The organism is Psychrobacter sp. AH5 (genome assembly GCF_040371085.1).
Classification (GTDB): Bacteria; Pseudomonadota; Gammaproteobacteria; order Pseudomonadales; family Moraxellaceae; genus Psychrobacter.
Map to the genome: position 1 here is coordinate 526,163 of NZ_JAMBMT010000001.1, position 19,703 is coordinate 545,865.

At 43.1% G+C, this 19,703-nt stretch carries 16 protein-coding genes and 1 tRNA gene; 12 read left to right on the forward strand and 5 right to left on the reverse strand.

The window, feature by feature from the left end; translation table 11 throughout:
- Positions 1 to 127 precede the first annotated feature (127 nt).
- The 10 genes from M0N77_RS02270 to M0N77_RS02315 all read left to right on the forward strand — a co-directional run bounded on the left by M0N77_RS02270 (position 128) and on the right by M0N77_RS02315 (position 11,502).
- Positions 128 to 1,258 carry a porin gene (locus M0N77_RS02270; RefSeq protein ID WP_353103153.1) on the forward strand — a complete coding sequence of 377 codons (1,131 nt, stop codon included), beginning with the start codon at positions 128 to 130 and terminating at the stop codon, positions 1,256 to 1,258.
- 171 nt (positions 1,259 to 1,429) lie between these two features.
- Complete coding sequence (locus M0N77_RS02275; RefSeq protein WP_353103155.1) at positions 1,430 to 3,064, forward strand: CTP synthase; 1,635 nt, start codon at positions 1,430 to 1,432, stop codon at positions 3,062 to 3,064.
- A gap of 212 nt (positions 3,065 to 3,276) precedes the next feature.
- Positions 3,277 to 4,152, forward strand: a complete 876-nt coding sequence (gene kdsA, locus M0N77_RS02280) for a 3-deoxy-8-phosphooctulonate synthase (RefSeq protein WP_353103157.1) — start codon at positions 3,277 to 3,279, stop codon at positions 4,150 to 4,152.
- Between the two features lie 39 nt (positions 4,153 to 4,191).
- Entirely contained in the window at positions 4,192 to 4,446 is a 255-nt protein-coding gene (locus M0N77_RS02285) for a cation transporter (RefSeq protein ID WP_353103159.1), read from the forward strand.
- A 303-nt stretch (positions 4,447 to 4,749) separates the two neighbouring features.
- Positions 4,750 to 4,974 carry a heavy metal-associated domain-containing protein gene (locus M0N77_RS02290; RefSeq protein WP_353103161.1) on the forward strand — a complete coding sequence of 75 codons (225 nt, stop codon included), beginning with the start codon at positions 4,750 to 4,752 and terminating at the stop codon, positions 4,972 to 4,974.
- Positions 4,975 to 5,252: 278 nt separating this feature from the next.
- Positions 5,253 to 7,613: a cation-translocating P-type ATPase gene (locus M0N77_RS02295; RefSeq protein ID WP_353103162.1), complete on the forward strand. Its 2,361-nt coding sequence runs from the start codon at positions 5,253 to 5,255 to the stop codon at positions 7,611 to 7,613.
- A 168-nt stretch (positions 7,614 to 7,781) separates the two neighbouring features.
- Positions 7,782 to 9,098: a phosphopyruvate hydratase gene (gene eno / locus M0N77_RS02300; protein ID WP_353103164.1), complete on the forward strand. Its 1,317-nt coding sequence runs from the start codon at positions 7,782 to 7,784 to the stop codon at positions 9,096 to 9,098.
- Positions 9,099 to 9,184: 86 nt separating this feature from the next.
- On the forward strand, positions 9,185 to 9,496 hold the full coding sequence (locus M0N77_RS02305) for a septum formation initiator family protein (protein ID WP_353103166.1): 312 nt from the start codon (positions 9,185 to 9,187) through the stop codon (positions 9,494 to 9,496).
- Positions 9,497 to 9,529: 33 nt separating this feature from the next.
- On the forward strand, positions 9,530 to 10,330 hold the full coding sequence (locus M0N77_RS02310) for a 2-C-methyl-D-erythritol 4-phosphate cytidylyltransferase (protein ID WP_353103168.1): 801 nt from the start codon (positions 9,530 to 9,532) through the stop codon (positions 10,328 to 10,330).
- A 551-nt stretch (positions 10,331 to 10,881) separates the two neighbouring features.
- Entirely contained in the window at positions 10,882 to 11,502 is a 621-nt protein-coding gene (locus M0N77_RS02315; RefSeq protein ID WP_353103169.1) for a BLUF domain-containing protein, read from the forward strand.
- A 307-nt stretch (positions 11,503 to 11,809) separates the two neighbouring features.
- Here M0N77_RS02315 and M0N77_RS02320 read toward each other — a convergent pair.
- From M0N77_RS02320 to pyrC, 3 genes are all read right to left on the reverse strand, one after another.
- Positions 11,810 to 11,885, reverse strand: a tRNA-Glu gene (locus M0N77_RS02320).
- 379 nt (positions 11,886 to 12,264) lie between these two features.
- On the reverse strand, positions 12,265 to 12,927 hold the full coding sequence (gene rnt / locus M0N77_RS02325) for a ribonuclease T (RefSeq protein WP_353105547.1): 663 nt from the start codon (positions 12,925 to 12,927) through the stop codon (positions 12,265 to 12,267).
- 242 nt (positions 12,928 to 13,169) lie between these two features.
- Positions 13,170 to 14,249: a dihydroorotase gene (pyrC, locus tag M0N77_RS02330; protein WP_353103171.1), complete on the reverse strand. Its 1,080-nt coding sequence runs from the start codon at positions 14,247 to 14,249 to the stop codon at positions 13,170 to 13,172.
- A gap of 314 nt (positions 14,250 to 14,563) precedes the next feature.
- On the opposite strand from pyrC, the gene M0N77_RS02335 reads away from it, so the two are divergent.
- Positions 14,564 to 15,802 (forward strand): argininosuccinate synthase, encoded by a 1,239-nt coding sequence (locus tag M0N77_RS02335; RefSeq protein WP_353103173.1) that lies wholly within the window; start codon positions 14,564 to 14,566, stop codon positions 15,800 to 15,802.
- Positions 15,803 to 15,907: 105 nt separating this feature from the next.
- Here the strand turns inward: M0N77_RS02335 and M0N77_RS02340 are convergent, their stop codons facing one another.
- A complete protein-coding gene (locus M0N77_RS02340; RefSeq protein WP_353103174.1) occupies positions 15,908 to 17,200 on the reverse strand; it encodes a hypothetical protein in 1,293 nt (430 codons plus the stop codon).
- Between the two features lie 158 nt (positions 17,201 to 17,358).
- Here M0N77_RS02340 and M0N77_RS02345 point away from each other — a divergent pair, with 158 nt between their 5' ends.
- Positions 17,359 to 17,874: a L,D-transpeptidase gene (locus M0N77_RS02345; protein ID WP_353103176.1), complete on the forward strand. Its 516-nt coding sequence runs from the start codon at positions 17,359 to 17,361 to the stop codon at positions 17,872 to 17,874.
- A gap of 53 nt (positions 17,875 to 17,927) precedes the next feature.
- Here M0N77_RS02345 and M0N77_RS02350 read toward each other — a convergent pair whose 3' ends face one another.
- Positions 17,928 to 19,586, reverse strand: a complete 1,659-nt coding sequence (locus M0N77_RS02350; protein ID WP_353103178.1) for a CYTH and CHAD domain-containing protein — start codon at positions 19,584 to 19,586, stop codon at positions 17,928 to 17,930.
- Positions 19,587 to 19,703: the final 117 nt, after the last annotated feature.

The following is a 19,703-nucleotide window of genomic DNA, read 5'->3' on the forward strand; positions in this document are numbered from 1 at the left end:
TTGCATAGCTAATATGCCAAAAACTCATCCTTCGGGGTGAGTTTTTTTTGTGATAAAAATAGTGGTAGCTCAAGCCAATTATTAGCGTATATATCATTTGTCGCTAATTACAAAGCAAAGGTGTTTTATGAAAAAAGCAGCGCTGATGTTAGCGAGTCCAGTTTTATGGGTATTTATGACACAAACGGCTCAAGCTGAGCCAGAGATCTATGGCAAAGCCTTTATGGTAGCCGATTATATCGATCAACAAGCCGATTATGATGATCGTAACCCCACTTTGACAGACTCAGACGAAAGCTCATTACAGCTCAACTCCTACTTCTCGCGTCTAGGCGTTCGCGGTGCTAACCCTGTGACAGCCAATACCGATGTCATTTATCAGCTGGAATATGGCATTGATATCGATGGTGATGATAGTGATACGCTACAAAGCCGCGATACTTATCTTGGTCTAAAAAACAAAGACTATGGCGAGCTGCGAGTAGGCCGTAACTCCTCTATTTTTAGCTACTTATATGATCCTATCTTTAATAGAGGTTACTGGGATAATTTAGGCACCAGAACGCTTGATAGTAATGCTAATGTGGCCGCCCTAAACATGCTTGACTACACCCGATCGAATAATTCGGTATTATGGATAGCGCCGGAGTATCAGGACTTACAGCTCATCTTGCAATATGCGACTGACGATAGCTTTGATAGTAGTAATGACGGCTATGGCGCAGCCTTAAAGCTTGATAAAGGGACGGGTTATACTGCCGCTTTTGCTTATAGTAAAGATATTGAAGCTAGCGGTAGTTTGGATACTTTAGATTTGGTAAGTGATGATAATGATATTAAAAGTGTCAGTTATGGCGGTGATGCCTTTCGCGGTACAGTAACGATTGACTTAGATAAATATCTAAATATAACAACACCTATAACTTTAGGGGCGGTATATCAGCAAGCCGACTATGATTTTAAAGGTGCTGATAAAGAAAAGGGACTGATACTAAGTAGTAAAATAGGCTTAACTTATCTGCCTCGTCCTGCCTCTATTTATGTTCAATATAACAAAACGGATAACCTAAATGGCATTGGCAATAATGATTCCAATCAGTTAGTGGTTGGCGCTGAATATAATGTTAAGGACAATATTATCGCGCATAGTTATATTGGTCAAAACTGGGCGGATTATACCAGTCCAACTGATGCTAGTAACTCAGTTGCCGATATTAAAGTATTTGCCGTGGGCGCAGGTTTAGAGTATTTGTTTTAAAACAGTAGTCGCTAACCCGCGTTATTACTTGGCACGGATTGTTTTATTTATGCAAATAAAAGCTACTAGCGACTAGCAAAATTTAAGAATTTGCCTGAGTTTAGCTTTTGCCCTATATTTTATGGCGTATTTTTAGTAAAATCCTTCTTTACCAACTACTGATTGAGTACTATGACCAAGTTTATATTTGTGACCGGTGGGGTAGTGTCCTCACTAGGAAAAGGTATTACCGCCGCCTCGCTAGCAGCTATCTTAGAAGCGCGCGGTGTCAATGTGACAATGACCAAAATGGATCCGTACATCAACGTCGATCCAGGGACTATGAGCCCGTTTCAACACGGTGAAGTATTCGTCACAGAAGATGGTGCTGAGACGGACCTAGACTTGGGCTATTATGAGCGTTTTCTGCGCCGCTCAAAGATGAGTAAGAGTAATAACTTTACTAGTGGCCGTATCTACCAAAACGTGCTTAATAAAGAGCGCCGCGGCGAGTATTTAGGCGGCACGGTACAAGTTATCCCGCATATTACTGATGAGATCAAAAGCAAGATTATCGCTAGCGGTGAAGGCTATGACGTCGCTATCATCGAGATTGGTGGTACGGTAGGCGATATCGAATCGCTACCCTTTATGGAAGCGGTGCGCCAGATGCAAGTGGAGCTTGGCCGCAATAAAGCCATGCTTATGCATCTAACGCTTGTGCCGTATATCGCAAGTGCCGGCGAGACCAAGACCAAGCCTACTCAGCATTCTGTCAAAGAGCTGCGCTCTATCGGCTTGCAACCTGATGTGCTTATTTGTCGCTCGGATCATCACATCTCGCCAGATAACCGCCGTAAGATTGCGTTATTTACTAACGTTGAAGAGCGCGCGGTCATTATGTGCGAAGATGCGCAAAGTATTTATCAAATCCCGCGTACCCTTTATGAGCAAGACCTTGATGATCTGATCTGTGAGCGCTTTGGTTTAGATTTGCCAGAAGCTGATCTTAGCGATTGGGACAAAGTAGTCGAAGCGCAGCTTAATCCAGCATCGAACGTCACTGTCGCTATGGTCGGTAAATACGTGGAACTGCCAGATGCCTATAAGTCGATTAACGAAGCCTTATTGCACGCCGGTATCACCCATCAAACCAAAGTCGATATCGACTATATTGATGCAGAGCGCTTAGAGGATGATGAGGAGTTATTTGCGCGATTGCAGCAAGCCGACGCGATCTTAGTACCGGGCGGTTTTGGTGAGCGGGGAACTTCGGGTAAAATAAAAGCCATCACTTATGCTCGTGAGAATAAAGTGCCTTATCTTGGTATCTGTTTAGGGATGCAGCTTGCGGTGATTGAGTACGCACGTAATGTGCTAGGTATCAATGCTAACTCGTCTGAATTTGATCGCAAAAGTAGTGAGCCGATTATTGGTCTGATTACCGAGTGGTTAGATGAGCGCGGCGAGCTGCAGATTCGCACGGACGACTCTGATCTTGGCGGTACTATGCGTTTGGGCGCACAGCAAGCAGAGCTAGTCGCTGGTAGTAAGCTTAGCCAGATTTATGGCGCGAACACTATTACTGAGCGTCATCGCCATCGCTATGAGATGAACAATCGCTATATCGAGCCACTAGAAGCCGCTGGTATGAGTATCTCCGGTTATTCAGCCAAGCAGCATTTGGTTGAGTCGGTCGAGATCAGCGATCATCCTTGGTTTGTCGCGGTACAGTTCCATCCAGAGTTTACCAGCTCGCCGCGTGGTGGTCATCCGCTATTTAATAGCTTTGTCAATGCTGCCAAAAGATATAGCGATAGTAAATAGAGGTAGGATATTCGCTTTATAGCGTTAAATAAGAGTGATCTTCGGATTGCTCTTTTTTTTGACTTTTTATGAGGATATCTCCCTGCATATAGAGCGTTTCAGCCGTCATAAACATACCCTAATTACGCTTGTATACTTTTATTCATTGAGCTATCAGTTACAATGGTCTTATTATAAACACCAGCAATAACAATAAAGAGAGCAATGACTTTATGGATAATTTAGTAACCGCGCAATCGCAGATTGAGCTTCACACTGCCAATAATGACACTATCACTATCGGTAATGAGCAACCCTTTGTCTTATTTGGCGGTATGAACGTCTTAGAGTCAAAAGAGCTAGCGTTTGAGATCGCTGAGCAATATATCGATATCTGCCAGCGCTTAGGCATTGGTTATGTCTTTAAGGCCAGTTTTGATAAAGCCAATCGCTCAAGCCTGCATTCTTTTCGAGGGCCTGGACTAGAGACAGGCGTTGATTGGCTTGGGCAAATCAAAGAGAAATACGGTGTGCCGATTATTACTGATGTGCATGAACCTTACCAAGCTCAGCCAGTAGCCGAGGTTGCTGATATTATCCAATTGCCTGCCTTTTTATCACGCCAAACCGATCTAGTCGAAGCGATGGCCAAGACCGGCGCTATTATTAATATCAAAAAAGCGCAGTTTTTAGCGCCGCATGAGATGCGTCATATTATTAATAAATGCTTAGAGGCGGGTAATGACAAGATTATATTATGCGAGCGTGGTAGCGCTTTTGGCTACAATAATTTAGTAGTCGATATGCTAGGCTTTGATACTATGAAGCAGATGAATGTGCCAGTATTTTTTGATGTTACTCATAGCTTGCAGCAGCCGGGCGCGCGCGCGGATAGTGCTGGCGGTCGCCGTGAGCAGATTACTACCTTAGCTCGTGCCGGCATGGCAACGGGTCTTGCTGGCCTGTTTTTGGAGGCGCATCCAAGTCCTGAGAGCGCAAAGTGTGATGGGCCTTGCGCGCTACGCATGAGCCAATTAGAGCCTTTTTTGCAGCAGCTTAAGCAGATTGATGAGCTAGTCAAAGGCTTTGCGGTATTAGATACTCAATAAGACATAAACCAATATTTAACTGTTTAGAAGGATAAGGTTATGGCTATACAAGTAGCAAAAGTAAGTATTGAAAACATCGATGACGAAGAAGGTCTCAAGAGTGTAATGACTGCCTTAAAAAACATTGATGGAGTAACTGCCATCGAGCTTGATGTCGCTGATAAGACCGCTTTGGTAAGTTATGATGATACCGATACTAGTATTCATGCTTTGACAGCAGCGATTACTATGGTGGATTATGTGACTCAGCCTTTTCCTATCGATGCGCCGCAAAACCCGCGTTATCATAACTAGGTTAGCTTCACTAAATAAGCGGTTTATGATTAGGCGCTTTGACTATTTTGTTTAGTATAGCTTTTTTGAATTAACCGTTTATTAAGCGCTTAATAAACGGTTAACCAATTACACTTGTAGTTGATGATAATATCACTTACCGTAAATAACTACCGCTTATCTTTTAATACCTTAATGCTTAAGAAGATAAGTACGGTCAATGACTGTTAATTAACGCTAAGATAGTAAGCCATCGATTAGTAAGTAACAAATTAGCTTGTCATCTTAGCAAACCCAACCAACTAAAATAATAAGGAGCCTAACATGGCAAACCAAACTAGAATAATCAAAGTAGATGGCATGACTTGTGAGAAGTGTGTTGAGAGCGTACACGGTGCTACTGTCGGTATGGATGGCGTGATAAGTATCGCTGTCGATTTGCAAGATAACTTAGCAACGGTTACTTTTGATGACGCGCAGACGAGTGCCGAGAAGATTGCTAGTGCTATTGATGACGCTGGATTTGAAGCGACAGTGGCTAATTCATAATTTTTATGATCAATTAGCCGTATAACTTGTTAGTGATAAAACCAGCTATTTGCCATGGCTGGTTTTTTTGTAGCTAGAGTTTTTATCGTTTTTTGGTTAGGGTCTGTTGAACATTTACCGTGGCACTGACACAGACTAGTACTTTAGCTTATAAACGTTTCTATGAGCTTAACAACACTATTGATGAAAGCACACTTGAAAACAAAGGTTATAGCCTAATCTTATAGTAACTACTACAATATACTTATCCTTTAATTATCGTTAATCGAGCGTCCTTTATGACTCAATCCAATTCCACAGCTACTAAAGACTCTTACGAAGTCAACACCGATATTCAAGCAAATGATCTGTTGCAGCCAGAGCGCGCGCATCTGCAATTAGCTATTGATGGTATGTCGTGTCAGGCTTGTGCGTCAAGGATTGAGAAGGTATTGAATAAAAAGGATGAGGTTTATGAGGTTAGTGTCAACTTTGCCGGCGAAACTGCCAATGTTGATTATAATCCGGCACAGACCACGCCTGAGCAAATCGCTGAATGGGTGAATAAGACCGGTTTTGTTGCCAATCTGCAAGCCGCTGATAGCTTGTTTGCCAAAACGGATGAGGATACTGCGACAAAATGGCCTTGGCGCCTGATAGCTCTATGGGTTTGTTTGTTACCCTTTTTGGTAGGTATGGCGGGCATGCTGACAGGGTTTGGCATGGCTTGGATGCCACCGGTTTGGATTCAGTTTATTCTTGCTACCATTGTCCAGTTTGGTTTAGCTTTACCGTTTTATAGCAGTGCTTGGGCGTCTATCAAAGGCGGTCTTGCCAATATGGACGTGCTAGTAGTGATCGGTACGGTGACTATTTGGGCTTATTCGACTTATCTGTGGCTGACGCATGGTGATGGTACGCTGGCAAGCTTATTACAAAGTGGCCATGCTAGTGGTCATGCTAGTGGTCACGGGGCTGGCCCGGCGGTGTATTTTGAAGCAGGGGTGATGGTTATTGCCTTTGTGCGTACCGGTAAATATCTTGAGGAGCGCACCAAAAAGCACAGCCTAAACAGTATTGATTTATTATTATCACTGACTCCTGACGAAGTTGAGTTACAACAGCCTGATGGTAGTTTTGCCAATGTCGCACTGGCTGATGTGCAAATAGGCGATATATTGCGCGCCAAGCAAGGCAGCCGCGTTGCAACGGATGGCACCGTAATCGAAGGTAGCGGTTGGTGCGATGAGAGTCATTTAACGGGCGAATCGATACCGCTAAAAAAAGACCTTGGGGATGAGTTATTAGCCGGAGCTTTGGTCGAAAATGGTAGCTTGTTATACCGTGTCCGCGCCAAAGGTAGCCATACCAAGCTTGGCGATATGGTACAAGCACTTAGCGACGCGCAAGGCTCAAAAGCTAATTTGGCGCGTCTTGCCGATAGAGTGACCGCTATTTTTGTACCTGTGGTAGTAGCTATCGCTATCGTTACTTTTGCGATTACGTGGTGGCTGACAGGAGCGCTCAATACCGCCTTGATGCATGCGGTTTCTGTACTAGTGATTGCTTGTCCTTGCGCTTTAGGCTTAGCAACCCCAGCGGCTATTATGGCAGGTATGGGGGTGGCGGCTCGTCACGGCGTTTGGTTCAAAGACGCGCAGAGCTTGGAGGCGGCAGGTAGTATCGATACTGTTGTCCTTGATAAGACCGGCACCTTAACCATCGGTAAGCCTGCTATCGTTGATCAGCTGATGGTCGATAAGTCATTAGCTATCGATGATGTTTTACAAATCACTGCAAGCTTAGAGGCGCATGCTAGTCATCCACTAGCTACCGCTATGGTCAATGCCGCTCACGCGCGTCAGTTGGATTTATTACCTGTATCCGATATTAGTGTAATTAAAGGGGCGGGTATTCAGGCCAATATTGAGGGCTTAGGTTTGGTCAAAGTGGGTACCGCCGAGTTTGCTAATCTCAGTTTTCCAAGACTGATGCCCAAAGTTTGGCAAATTGCTAGTACAGTGGCGATTAGTATCAACGACGAGCCGCTTGGTGCTTTTGCCTTGGCTGATGATCTAAAAGCTGATACGCCGCAAGCGATCGCTTCATTACAAGAGGCGGGTCTCAAGGTTATTTTGATGAGCGGTGATAAGCAATCGGTGGTCGATCACGTAGCTTGGCAACTTGGTATAGATCAGGCTTATGGTAAGATGAGTCCTCGTGATAAAGCCAGTCAAATCGCCAAATTACAAGCGGCGGGTCATAAAGTGGCGATGGCAGGTGATGGTGTCAATGACGCGCCCGCTATGGCAACCGCTGATGCTAGCTTTGCAATGTTTGAAGGGACAGATGTAGCACAGCATAGTGCCTCAGCGCGTTTGATGGGTGAGTCGCTAATGCACATCGACGCGGCGCAAAAGATTGCCAATGCTACTTTACGTAATATCAAACAAAATTTGTTCTTTGCCTTTATCTATAACTGCTTGGGTATTCCATTGGCTGCCTTTGGGTTTTTAAACCCGATGATAGCCGCCGCCGCTATGGCGCTAAGCTCCATCTCCGTCTTGATGAACGCGCTGCGTCTAACGCGTTTCAAAACCAAGGTTGAGCTGGATAATACTGTCTCTAAGCCTGTTATAACCAAACAAAGTGCTGCATAGGCTCTGTTGAACCTTTACAAATGAGCACTGCTGATAACTAAAATAGTTCTAGTAAAGCGTCGCAAAATTTTATTGAATTTATGCTATGATGCCAAACAATATAGCTGATTTTTATCGTCCCTTTTTTATCCCGTAAACTTGGCATGACCAAAGGAATTAACAAATATTATGTACGCTGAAGAAACCACTAACGTTACCGCCATTAAAGACATCCGCGCTCGTGAAATCTTAGACTCACGTGGTAATCCGACAATTGAGGCAGATGTGACCTTAGCGGATGGCACTATTGGCCGTGCCGCTGCACCAAGTGGCGCATCAACGGGCTCACGTGAAGCGCTAGAGCTACGTGACGGCGACAAAGATCGCTATATGGGCAAAGGCGTCAAAAAAGCAGTGGCTAACGTCAACAGCCAAATACGTAGCGCTTTGATCGATAAAGATGTCACCGAACAGCAAAAAATCGACGATGCCATGATTGCGCTCGATGGCACTGACAATAAAGAGAGCTTAGGCGCTAATGCTATGCTAGCGGTATCTTTAGCGACTGCCAAAGCGGCGGCTAAGTCACAAAGCCTGCCTTTGCATCAGTACATAGCCAATTTGCGTAATCAGACATCATTGACCATGCCAGTGCCGATGATGAATATCTTAAATGGCGGCGAGCATGCCGATAACACGGTAGATATTCAAGAATTTATGATCGAGCCTGTGGGCTTTACTAGCTTCTCAGAAGCACTGCGCGCAGGTACAGAGATTTTTCATAGCCTAAAATCAGTCTTAAAGTCACAAGGTCTAAATACCGCAGTTGGTGATGAAGGCGGCTTTGCGCCAAACCTACGTAGCAACGAAGAAGCCATCACCGTCATCATGCAAGCGATTGAGCAAGTCGGTTATAAAGCCGGTGAGGATATTCATCTAGCTCTTGACTGCGCCGCTAGTGAATTCTATAAGGACGGCAAATATATCTTGGCAGGCGAGGGTAATAAGACTTTTGATAGCCAAGGATTCTCCGATTATTTGGTAGGGCTGACCCGTCAGTATCCAATCATCTCTATCGAAGACGGTCTTGATGAATCAGATTGGGATGGCTGGAAGTACTTAACAGAGCAAATCGGTGACAAGGTTCAGCTAGTCGGTGATGACTTATTTGTGACCAATCCTGCTATTTTGCAAGAAGGGATCGATAAGCATATTGCCAACGCCATCTTGATCAAATTTAATCAAATCGGCACCTTATCTGAAACTCTAGACGCCATTTATATGGCCAAAAAGAATGGCTACGCGACGATTATCTCGCATCGCTCAGGCGAGACTGAAGATAGCACCATTGCTGATTTGGCAGTAGGTACCGCAGCAGGGCAGATTAAAACCGGCTCGCTGTGCCGCTCAGATCGCGTTGCAAAATACAATCAGTTATTACGTATCGAGCAGCAAGTACGTGCCAGCTATCGCGGCTCGGATGAATTCATCGGTTTACGTGGCTAAAGGGTAGCTAATAGCCGATCTAAGCCAAACGGTCTTGTTAAGAGTTCAAAAAAGACTGTTTGGCATCATTTTTATGAAGTTTTCCTATGAAATATTTTAGCCAGTTTATGTTATTTGCTTTAGCGGTAGCGGTATTGTTAAGTCTACAATACCAATATTGGTTAGGCGATAACGGCCATTTTGCTAGCAATCAGCTTTTGAAGCAGATTGAAGAGCAACAACAGTCTAATGATAATCAAATGGCTGCTAATGAGCTGCTACGTACGGATGTCCACGATCTAAAGACCGGTCTTGAAGCGGTAGAAGAGCATGCTCGCTTAGATCTAGGGCTAATCAAACCTCATGAGACTTTTGTGCAAGTATCTACTGCCCCTATCACTCACAGCCGCTATAATTAGTCGCTTCATTTTATTATCAATGATAAGACTGTCATGAATATCACTCCCAATATACATACTATGATTGTCGCGGCAGGTCGCGGCAGTCGTTTCGGTGCTGCCGTTGCCAAACAGTACACTACTTTGAATGATAAAACCTTATTGCAGCATAGCGTACATAGGCTGGCCTCCAGTACTTACATAGGTAGCTGCTTTTTAGTCGTTGCCGCTGACGATCAGGTAGCCAAAAACTTAGCTTTTGAGCTACCTATGCATTATGTCATCGGTGGTAAAGAGCGTTGGCAGTCGGTACAAGCTGGCGTAAAGGCTATCATTGATAATGGCGCGGATAACAGTGATTTGATAGTGATACACGATGCTGCGCGTCCTGCGGTACCAATAGCTGATATCGATGAGGTCATAAGCGCAGCCATGCTTGAGCCTTATGGTGCTATTCTTGCCGCTCCGGTGGCAGATACTTTAAAGCAGTCTAAAAAGCTCTCAAAGATGGATAGTAGCATTGGCAGTGAGATTGCTCCTGACACTGTTACTAATATTGACAGAAGCCTATCATCATTTATAGACGATACCGTCTATATAGACAAGACTGTCGATCGCAGTCAGATGTGGCAAGCGCAGACTCCGCAAGTGTTTCGGGTCGGAGAGCTAAGCCGTCTACTAAATTATGTTGAGGACCAGCAGTTAGATATAACTGATGAGGCGAGTGCTTTTGAACATCTAAAGCTACCTATTCGTCTAGTAGCAGGTAGTCGCCAAAATATTAAATTAACCTTTCCAGAAGACGCCATTTTATTGTCCGCTATCTTAGCGACTCAAGCACATTCTAAGCTGTAGATTATCTCTTAAATCTATAGTTCCTTATTACTACAAACGCTACCCTTCGTTTTTTAATATCATAATTCCTCAATAGCATTTTCAACCAAGTAAATAATAGCTTATAAATAGGCTCATGTATCAAACTTGTTAAACATTTGTATAGCAAAATACTCTTACATCAGGTATTATTTAGCTTTAGTAAAATATTGTTGATTAAGGTAAGTTTACATATGGATTTGCTTTGTTGACGAAAAAAGCCTATGATGTAACTAAGTTTATACAATTAAATTAAAAATGTGGTGGTGTGTCAAAAAGTATGCTGATTAAAACTTGAACAGTTTTTGAAGCCTTGAAAGCCCTATAGAATCAGAGAACTTAGCATAGATTTTTTATTGGCTTCTATCGCCAGCATACTTTTTAGAACACCACCAAAAATGTTATAATATCAATAATATATCAAGAGTTTTTAAGCAATCTTGTCATGCCTCTATATTATTTGTTATGAGCACTAGTTATGCATTAACTAGCTAGCTTATCTATTGGTTCATATCATAATAAGGAGAATCTGATTGTCAAAGCTTAAAGAAATGACGAATCCGGACAATAGTGATCTCTATCAATTTATATACATCAGTCGTATTACTTCTATAGGATTGTCAGGAGCGAGCACTCTTAATGATATCGCTGAGGTTTCAATAAAACATAATAAAACGGATGATATCTCAGGAATCCTTTGTTATGGCAACGGCTATTTCTTTCAATATATTGAAGGCTCAGAGCAAGCTCTGACCAATCTGAAAAACCGTATTTTAAAAGACGATCGGCATAAAGATATGCAGACTTTAGATTTCTCGCCTATCTCTGAGCGTCGTTTTACCAGTTGGTCGTTACGCTCTATCATCCTTGAGCGTTGGATGATAAAAGATCCTAAAGTTAAAGCGCTGATGCCATTTAAACCGTATGATTGGAGCACCAGTCAATGGCAACAGTTTTTGGATGTGTTACAAGATTATTATGAGCACCAAGAAACAGCAGGAGATAGTGATATTCAACCTATAAAGTATAGCGCCCTTGGATTGACCTTTAGCAAAGTTGTCGGCCAGCATCAGGCATTTTTTCTTATTCAGACCGTGTTAGCAGTGTTGATTATGCTGGCCTTAGTCTGGTTTGTCTTAGCGGATAAAATTTAGAATACCTTTAGAGCAGCTAGCATTAGTATTAAGGCTGTTGATTATGTTTTCTAATTAAGTATTTTTTAACTGTCTATCTTCTACAGCTTTGATTAAATACAGCTTCGAGCAAATACAGTCTCGAGTAAATATTGCTTCTAGATAAAACAACTAAAGAAGTCAGCGCTAAGCTGGCTTTTTTCGTTTATAGCTAAAGCTTAAGAACCTAAGAGCGTACACAAAAAGACAGGTATAAAAAAACCTTCAAAATCTATAAGACTTTGAAGGTTTTCAAAACGCTTAATATTAAAAAAAGCATTTTAATATTTGGCGTCCCCAGGGGGATTCGAACCCCCGTTACCGCCGTGAAAGGGCGGTGTCCTAGGCCTCTAGACGATGGGGACTAGGTACTACACCTTCAGCTGCTTTCACCATTTATGCTGAAGAGGTGCACATTCTAATAGCGTCTGTGATTACTGTCAAGCTTTTTTCTACGTTTTTTTAACGTTAAATATCTTTTTTTTAGAGCACGACGCGGATGTAAGTTATTTTTTTTCAAATGATGACGAATCCATAAAGAGGTGACGCAACTGATAGTGATTGCTAGTAGCATGTAACCTATTATGGTGCCCCATATCATATGGTCTGGTTCCATAGCAAAGTCCTTTTTATTGTTGAGCTCAATACTCATAGTACGTGGTATTTAGCACTATGAGCAACTTGAATCATGTAAACAATACAACTCGCTATGTAAGAACCAGTAAGCTATAAGCCGATTAAAAACTAATCGTCAGCTTTTTCATTGTCCGCTTCTTCTTCTGTCTTTTCGGCGTGTAAAGCATTGGCCAACATAGGATAGTTATTAAGAATATGACAAAAAAGCTCAGCGGTCTTTTGGGTATCATAAAGTGCTGAATGTGCGTCATTACCATCAAAGTCAAGGCCAGCCGCTTTGCAAGCTCGCGCTAACACGGTTTGTCCAAAGGCTAAAGCGGCCAAAGTTACGGTATCAAACACTGAGAATTGATGAAAAGAGCTATGATTTTTACTATTGGTTCGCAGTACCGCGGCGTTCAAAAAGCCTAAGTCAAAATGAGCGTTATGACCTACTAGCACGCATTGACGACATTCTTGCTCGCGGCGTACTTCTTTGAGCTCCTTAAAGATACGACGTAGCGCGGTTTTTTCGTCCTCAGCGACAGCTTTACGCATAGGATTATTAGGATCGATACCAGTAAAGGCCAGTGCCTTAGGCTCAAGATTAGCACCTTCAAAGGGCTCGATATGGGCGTTTAACGCCTCCCCTAAATAAAAAACTCCTTCATCATCCATCAAGATAGGAATACAGGCAATCTCTAACAAAGCGTCCGTTTGTGCATTAAAGCCTGCGGTCTCGACATCAACCACCACTGGCAAAAACTTACGAAAACGCTCTTTTAGCGTCATTGTAGTGTGCTCAGCTTCTATCTTTGAAGAGCTTGACGCAGTGGGATTGTTGTCATTAGTATTGACGGAGTTTTTAGTCATTGAATTAGCAGCTGAGTCATTAGCTGAATCGGTAACTGAAACAGTTTTGCTTTGAATAGTCATAACCATTTAAATCGCTTGTTATCAGGGGTAAAAGAGCTGTTCTGCTAACGGCTAAACTCTGCTCACCGGCGAAGTTTAGAGTCACAATGAGCTATTAGCTAAGCTTTAATAGACCAAGGAAGGGTTTCACCAGCCATTAGCGGGGTAAGAGTCGAGCCGTCAAAGTAAGGGTAAGCACTTGGGACTTGCATTGGCGTTTTTGTCAAAGTCACAGTCTCATGGTTCAAAGGTAAGCCATAGAATTGTGCACCAAAACGACTAGCAAAACCTTCTAATTTATCGATTTTGCCAACGCTATCAAAAGCCGTGGCGTATAAAGCAAGCGCTACAGCCGAGCTATAGCAGCCCGCACAGCCGCAAGCCGCTTCTTTTTTATCAGTAGCATGCGGCGCTGAGTCTGTACCCAAAAAGAATTTGGGATTGCCGCTAGTAGCGACATCTAACAACACTTGCTGATGACTTTCGCGCTTTAGAATAGGTAGGCAATAAAAATGAGGTTTGATACCGCCAATCAATAGATGATTACGATTGAGCATTAAATGCTGCGGGGTAATAGTGGCCGCGACATGATTGCCTTGCGATAATACAAAGTCCGCCGCGTCACTGGTGGTGATATGCTCCATGACGATCTTAAGCGTTGGAAACTTACCGATAATCTGTCCCATGACCTCTTCTAAAAAGCGCTTCTCACGATCAAAGATATCCACATGACTATGAGTGACCTCGCCATGAATGAGTAGCGGCAGGTTATGCCTCTCCATCGCCTCAAAAATATCGGCGCGAGCATTAATATCAGTGACGCCATCAGCTGAATTGGTAGTTGCACCAGCCGGATAGAGTTTTACCGCTTTGACAATACCAGACTGCGCTGCCAGCTCGATGTCTTTGACAGTGGTTTGATCGGTCATATATAAAGTCATGCACGGATCAAATGCCGCTTTGCGTTCAGCAGCAATATCGCTAGCTTGCAATTGCTGTAAGATACGCTCGCGATAGGCCTGAGCATCATCAACGTTTTTGACAGGTGGTACCAGGTTTGGCATGCAGATGACACGGTTGAAGCTATTGGCAGCATGAGGTACGGTGGTGGCAAGAGCCCCATCATCACGCAAATGAATATGCCAATCATCTGGCTGCAGGATAGTTAACTCTGTGATCGGATCAATAGTAGGAATCATAGCGCTCAATAGGTTCATTGGTGAGATAAAGAGACTTAAAGGTCATAATATAAGGAGGTTTACTTTAGCGCTATCATAGCAGATTTGTAGGCTTGACTGAATATGTGCAGCGACTTCTCTACATAATTATTGCCAAAAAGAAACGCTCACCTCCTGATATTAATGCCGCTAGCGCACGGTTAGACTTTTGCCTATAGCAAATATGATGTACACTGGTGCTTGAATCTATTTTTGACTTAGTTTTCAGCTTTTCTCCTTTTTATTTGCTTGTTACCTTTATATTTATCACTAAATTATACTAACAGGAGTTATTTATGGCTCAACTTGATCCAAAAAACATTAATAAAATTGTTCTAGCCTATTCTGGTGGCCTAGATACATCCATTATCGCTAAGTGGCTACAAGAGACTTATGATGCCGAAGTTATCACTTTTACCGCTGATATCGGTCAAGGTGAAGAGGTTGAGCCGGCGCGCGCCAAAGCTGAGGCGATGGGTATAAAAAACATCTATATCGAGGACTTGCGTGAAGAGTTTGCTCGTGATTATGTGTTCCCTATGTTCCGTGCCAATGCTATCTATGAAGGTGAGTACTTACTAGGAACGTCTATTGCAAGGCCACTAATTGCTAAGCGCTTGGTTGAGATTGCCAAAGAGCATAACGCCGACGCTATCAGTCATGGCGCTACGGGTAAGGGTAATGATCAAGTACGTTTTGAGCTAGGCGCAATCGCATTATCTCCTGAAGTTGTCACTATCGCGCCTTGGCGTGAATGGGACTTATCAAGCCGTGAGAGCTTGATGAAGTATGCCGAAGAGCATGACATTGCCATTGATTATGCTGGTAATAAAACCAAGTCCCCTTATTCTATGGATGCCAACCTGCTACATATCTCTTATGAAGGTGGTATCTTAGAAGATCCCTATGCCGAGGCGGAAAAGGATATGTGGCGCTGGTCGGTGAGCCCAGAAGAAGCTCCAGATGAAGCCCAGTATTTGGAATTAGAATACAAAAAAGGCGATATCGTCGCTATTGATGGTGAAGCGCTTAAGCCTTATGAGGTGATGATTAAGCTAAATGAGCTTGGTGGCAAGCATGGTATTGGCCGTTTAGACATCGTAGAGAACCGCTATGTCGGCATGAAGTCGCGCGGCTGCTATGAGACGCCAGCGGGCACTATTATGCTCAAAGCGCATCGCGGGATTGAGTCGTTAACGCTAGATCGCGAGGCGGCGCATCTAAAAGATGAGCTGATGCCGCGTTACGCTAAGATTATCTATAATGGCTATTGGTTTAGCCCTGAGCGCCTAATGCTACAAGCGCTCATCGACAAGTCACAAGAGCATGTCAATGGTACGGTACGCGTCAAGCTATACAAAGGCTGCGTCAGTGTCGTCGGTCGTAAGTCAGATGATTCATTGTTTGATGAAAAAATAGCCACTTTTGAAGATGATGCAGGTGCTTATGATCAAAAAGACGCTGAAGGCTTTATTCGTCTAAATGGTCTACGTTTAGCTATCGAAGCTAGTCGTGGTCGCGACCTCTCTAAATAAATGAATAGAGCTAAACAGGCTTTGAGTTTAGCGAAGTGGTAAATCAATAAAAAAAGAGGCGCTAGTAAATAACTAGCGCCTCTTTTTTTTTATGGTTTTTATGAGCTACTTAGTGGTTTCGTCAGTTTCAATAGCTTCCTCTTCCTCTACTTTTACGATAGCCACATCTTGCTGCTGACGATCGGCATTATTTTGTGTCTCAATTGTAGCGATAGCGCTTTGAGCATTTGCCTGTTTTACTTTATATTTGATAAAAGCCAAAGCGCTTAGCACCGCGATAACTAAAAAAGTAATAATAATAGTCGGGTTTTTCCATAGCGGTTTTGGCTTGTCATATTCGATAGGTTTTTCACTAATCGTTGCTAGCGTATCGTCACTATTACTAGCAAGTAAGCTCAAACTCACCAAGGGGCGCTGCGGCGGACTGTCTGGCTCAGAGGTAATACGCAAACGATTGCGACTCAAATAAATATCGGATATTTTTGCTAGCTGTAGCAGCCAGCGCTGGTGCGGTAGGGCGATATTGGGCATCTCATTAAAGACTAATAAATCATTATGCCGACCTTGTTGTCTATTTTCAGCAGAGCGGCCGATGACTTTTAGATAGTTAGAAGTGGCCTGCTGCATGTCCTGCGCTGAAGGGCTAGAGCTTGGCTCAAAACCGCTTAGCTTATACCAGTAGTGATCAAATACAGGCGGCGTAATAACGGCTACCTCAGAGGTGATATGATAAGTATTTTGCATAGGATTCGAATCCGCCTCAATATTACTATCCGTCTCAATACTGCTATCCGTTTCAATACTAGGACTAGCCTTTTGCTTACTATCCGTAAACTCTTCGTTATCAACAGCGATAGAGTTATAAGTCTGCTGCTCTACTGCAAAACGCTCGGCGGATAAAAACTGTGGTTGCAAGGCAAACCATTTATCTAGCTCTTCGTCATTAAGCTGGCTATAGTCTGCCAAAATAGCTAGCTCACGTAGTACTATAATGGTCAAATTACTAAGTAGAATCTTAACTTGCGCGGCTGTAGCATCGATCCGCTCTGCTATATGGCTACAAGCCTCATTAATACTGGCGCTACTGATAAATAAAGTCTCAGTAACATCATGACGATGATACAAAGTGGCATTTAGCGTTGCAAAATTCATCGCATTATATTGGCGTAACTCTTTAACAGCCGCGCGCGAAAACAGCTTTTTGTGGACAGCTTGTCCTTGATAGCGCTGCTGATAGACTAATAGCGCAGCAACTATAGCTTGCAAACTACTCGTCATAGCTAAACGGGTCTGCGGTAGGGATAAGGCAGCGGTATCAGCCAGTAAGGAGACTAAAGGCTGAATATCTTGATACAAAAAATCATACATCGACACGCGTGTCGGTGAAATAGTGGTCATAATCTGCTAGCATCAAAAAGTGTTCATCTATCTTACGGTGGGATGTGCACAGATACAATCCCTTTACATTATAAAATTTTGCTAATTTGTTGGGCGGTTTTTGATGTTATTGATAACCCTATAAATATTAAAAAATAAATATTAAAGAGATAACTACAATGAAAAATAGAAAAATCCCAGCAAAGCAGGTAGTGATTGATATTACTACGCAAACGCTGATTTTATATAAAGATAAAAAAGAGCTCAGTCGCTACAAGATATCGACCGCCAAAAATGGTATTGGTAGTCAGGAGGGCAGCGGCTGTACACCATTGGGTCATCATATTATCGCCCAAAAAATCGGTGGCGAGTATCCTATCAATACAGTGTTTATCGGCCGCGTTGCTACAGGCGAGATCTATAATATAGCGTTAGGTGAGAAGCATCCTAAGCGGGATTGGATACTGAGCCGCATCTTGTGGTTGCAAGGTTTGGAGGATGGAGTAAACAGCGGTCATAATGCGCAAGGCTGCTGTGATACTTATCAGCGCTATATCTATATCCATGGTACTCCTGATGATGAGCCGATGGATGAGCCGCTCTCACATGGCTGTGTGCGTATGCGTAATGCAGATATTGTAGAGTTTTATAGGCAAGTAGATGAAGGGACGCCCGTAACGCTTATAGCCAGCTAACAAAATATGGTTAGGGCGTCCTGTTAATAATTCATCGATTCGCTAATAACCGTTTACCAAAAGCTAGTAGCGTTCTGCATTTTATCCAAGCGTTTTTTGCAGCGTTTAGTATCCGCTTTGAGCTGCGCGGAAAACCAGCCAGCGCCATACAATGCATTGGCATCTATACTGGATTTTTGCTGATAATAGTGCTGATAGTGATTATTATCTATAGACTCTCCAAGCACTTGCTGCGCTTTTTTTAGCCGCTTAAGCCAGCGCTTAGTTTTCTTTTTTGAATACAGCGGCGCAGCAAACTCGCTAATGTAGCGCATTTTTTTAATCTGTCTACGTAGTTTATGCTGAGTCTGCGCCGCCGTCTGCAAATCATTTGCATCGTTTGTTAGGTTGCCACTGTTATTACTATCATTGTTTTCGTTACTATTGGCTTTATTTTCTACAAATTCACTCTCTTTAGCGTCTTTATTTACAAAACCAAGGTCTTCAAAGTCATGCGCCGCCTCAAGCAGCTTAATATGTTGTTTGGAGAGTACTTTTGCTAATTTATCTTTAGCCTTTTTATCAGCTTTTGCCTCAAGAGTGACATCACTCATCGTAAAGTCGATAAGCTCAAGTAAGGTGAGCTGAAAGTCATTAGCACGTACCGCATCGATAGGCTTGATCTTTATCTGATTATTCTCAGCGCTCCAATCTACTTTTGGCGCGCCAGAGTGCTGTAGTCTAGGTTCTATATCGCCACTTAAATAAGCAATTTGGCGATAGTCGCCAAGTAAGCTAGCCGTTTGTTTTAGGATAGCCAACCATTCTGGATTGAGCTGTTCAGAGAACTTTTTGAAAGCCTTTAGCGCGGTACGCAGCCGCTGTAACCCTATACGTAGCTGCAATACGTGCTCAAGATCATCGCTACCATCGGCAATAGCGCTGCTATTAGGTAGTATTTGTAATAGACAATTATGCACGGCAGCACGGATGAACGCTGGCATGCTAATGTCTTGCTCAAAGGCTAATTGCTTGACGTTAGCTCTAACCGCTGGACTGTAATCACAGTCATTAATAAGTAGACCACCACGCTCAGCTTTGGTCACGGTGGAGAGACACAATTTATAGCGTTTGCACCACACTTTGGCAGTGGTAAATAAAAAATCCAACTCGCCTGATACTAACTCAAACTCTATCTCTTGAATACTTTGTGTGCTCGATTCATCATCGCCATGGATGATTTTGCCATAATCGTAGGCGACTTCAATGGTGCTAGCTTTGTCTTGCTTATCGCTATCGTCTTTTTTATCCTCATCAACCAATAGGCGAGTAGTACGCTCAACGTCAGTGACGTATTGACGAGTTAGTTTTTTCGCTAGTTTTTTGAGTTTAAAATCGGCAAGAGCAGGGGCAATGGCAGTCTCTTTGTAAATGGATAAATCCGGCAATAAGCTATCGGTCCTCAGCATAGCTGCTACTTGCTCGTTATCTAAAATCATATTGTGCTCTAAGCGCGCCGCAATGCCATCACCGCGCGCTTTTATAGTTTGTACCCACTCCTGTCCTTCACGGCGAATACGCAGACCAATGCCATGTTTGGCAAGCTCTTGCTTTGGCGTATCAAAATAATGGGCAGACATTAGAGTAACCTCTGATGACTTTACTTTTACTTGGCGCATAAGACCTTTTAGGCGGGCTTGTGGAACCAAAAATCTCAATTCAATCTCTTGCATGATGTCTCCCATCCTTTTTATAGTAGCTACGTTGTCTCTATCGTATGAAAGCTTGCGACTAATGACAAGTAAAGTTTTATCGCTTATAACAAGCGAGCGGTTTAGGGTTCAGTGATC

Bases quoted from the DNA above. Each gene is read 5' to 3' on its own strand.
- rnt (WP_353105547.1), bottom strand. From the start codon at position 12,927: ATGACGCTAAAAGAGCGTTTTCGTAAGTTTTTGCCAGTGGTGGTTGAT.
- pyrC (WP_353103171.1), bottom strand. From the start codon at position 14,249: ATGATTCCTACTATTGATCCGATCACAGAGTTAACTATCCTGCAGCCA.
- M0N77_RS02310 (WP_353103168.1), top strand. From the start codon at position 9,530: ATGAATATCACTCCCAATATACATACTATGATTGTCGCGGCAGGTCGC.
- M0N77_RS02275 (WP_353103155.1), top strand. From the start codon at position 1,430: ATGACCAAGTTTATATTTGTGACCGGTGGGGTAGTGTCCTCACTAGGA.
- M0N77_RS02305 (WP_353103166.1), top strand. From the start codon at position 9,185: ATGAAATATTTTAGCCAGTTTATGTTATTTGCTTTAGCGGTAGCGGTA.
- kdsA (WP_353103157.1), top strand. From the start codon at position 3,277: ATGGATAATTTAGTAACCGCGCAATCGCAGATTGAGCTTCACACTGCC.
- M0N77_RS02290 (WP_353103161.1), top strand. From the start codon at position 4,750: ATGGCAAACCAAACTAGAATAATCAAAGTAGATGGCATGACTTGTGAG.
- M0N77_RS02335 (WP_353103173.1), top strand. From the start codon at position 14,564: ATGGCTCAACTTGATCCAAAAAACATTAATAAAATTGTTCTAGCCTAT.
- M0N77_RS02350 (WP_353103178.1), bottom strand. From the start codon at position 19,586: ATGCAAGAGATTGAATTGAGATTTTTGGTTCCACAAGCCCGCCTAAAA.
- eno (WP_353103164.1), top strand. From the start codon at position 7,782: ATGTACGCTGAAGAAACCACTAACGTTACCGCCATTAAAGACATCCGC.
- M0N77_RS02345 (WP_353103176.1), top strand. From the start codon at position 17,359: ATGAAAAATAGAAAAATCCCAGCAAAGCAGGTAGTGATTGATATTACT.
- M0N77_RS02285 (WP_353103159.1), top strand. From the start codon at position 4,192: ATGGCTATACAAGTAGCAAAAGTAAGTATTGAAAACATCGATGACGAA.
- M0N77_RS02340 (WP_353103174.1), bottom strand. From the start codon at position 17,200: ATGACCACTATTTCACCGACACGCGTGTCGATGTATGATTTTTTGTAT.
- M0N77_RS02270 (WP_353103153.1), top strand. From the start codon at position 128: ATGAAAAAAGCAGCGCTGATGTTAGCGAGTCCAGTTTTATGGGTATTT.
- M0N77_RS02295 (WP_353103162.1), top strand. From the start codon at position 5,253: ATGACTCAATCCAATTCCACAGCTACTAAAGACTCTTACGAAGTCAAC.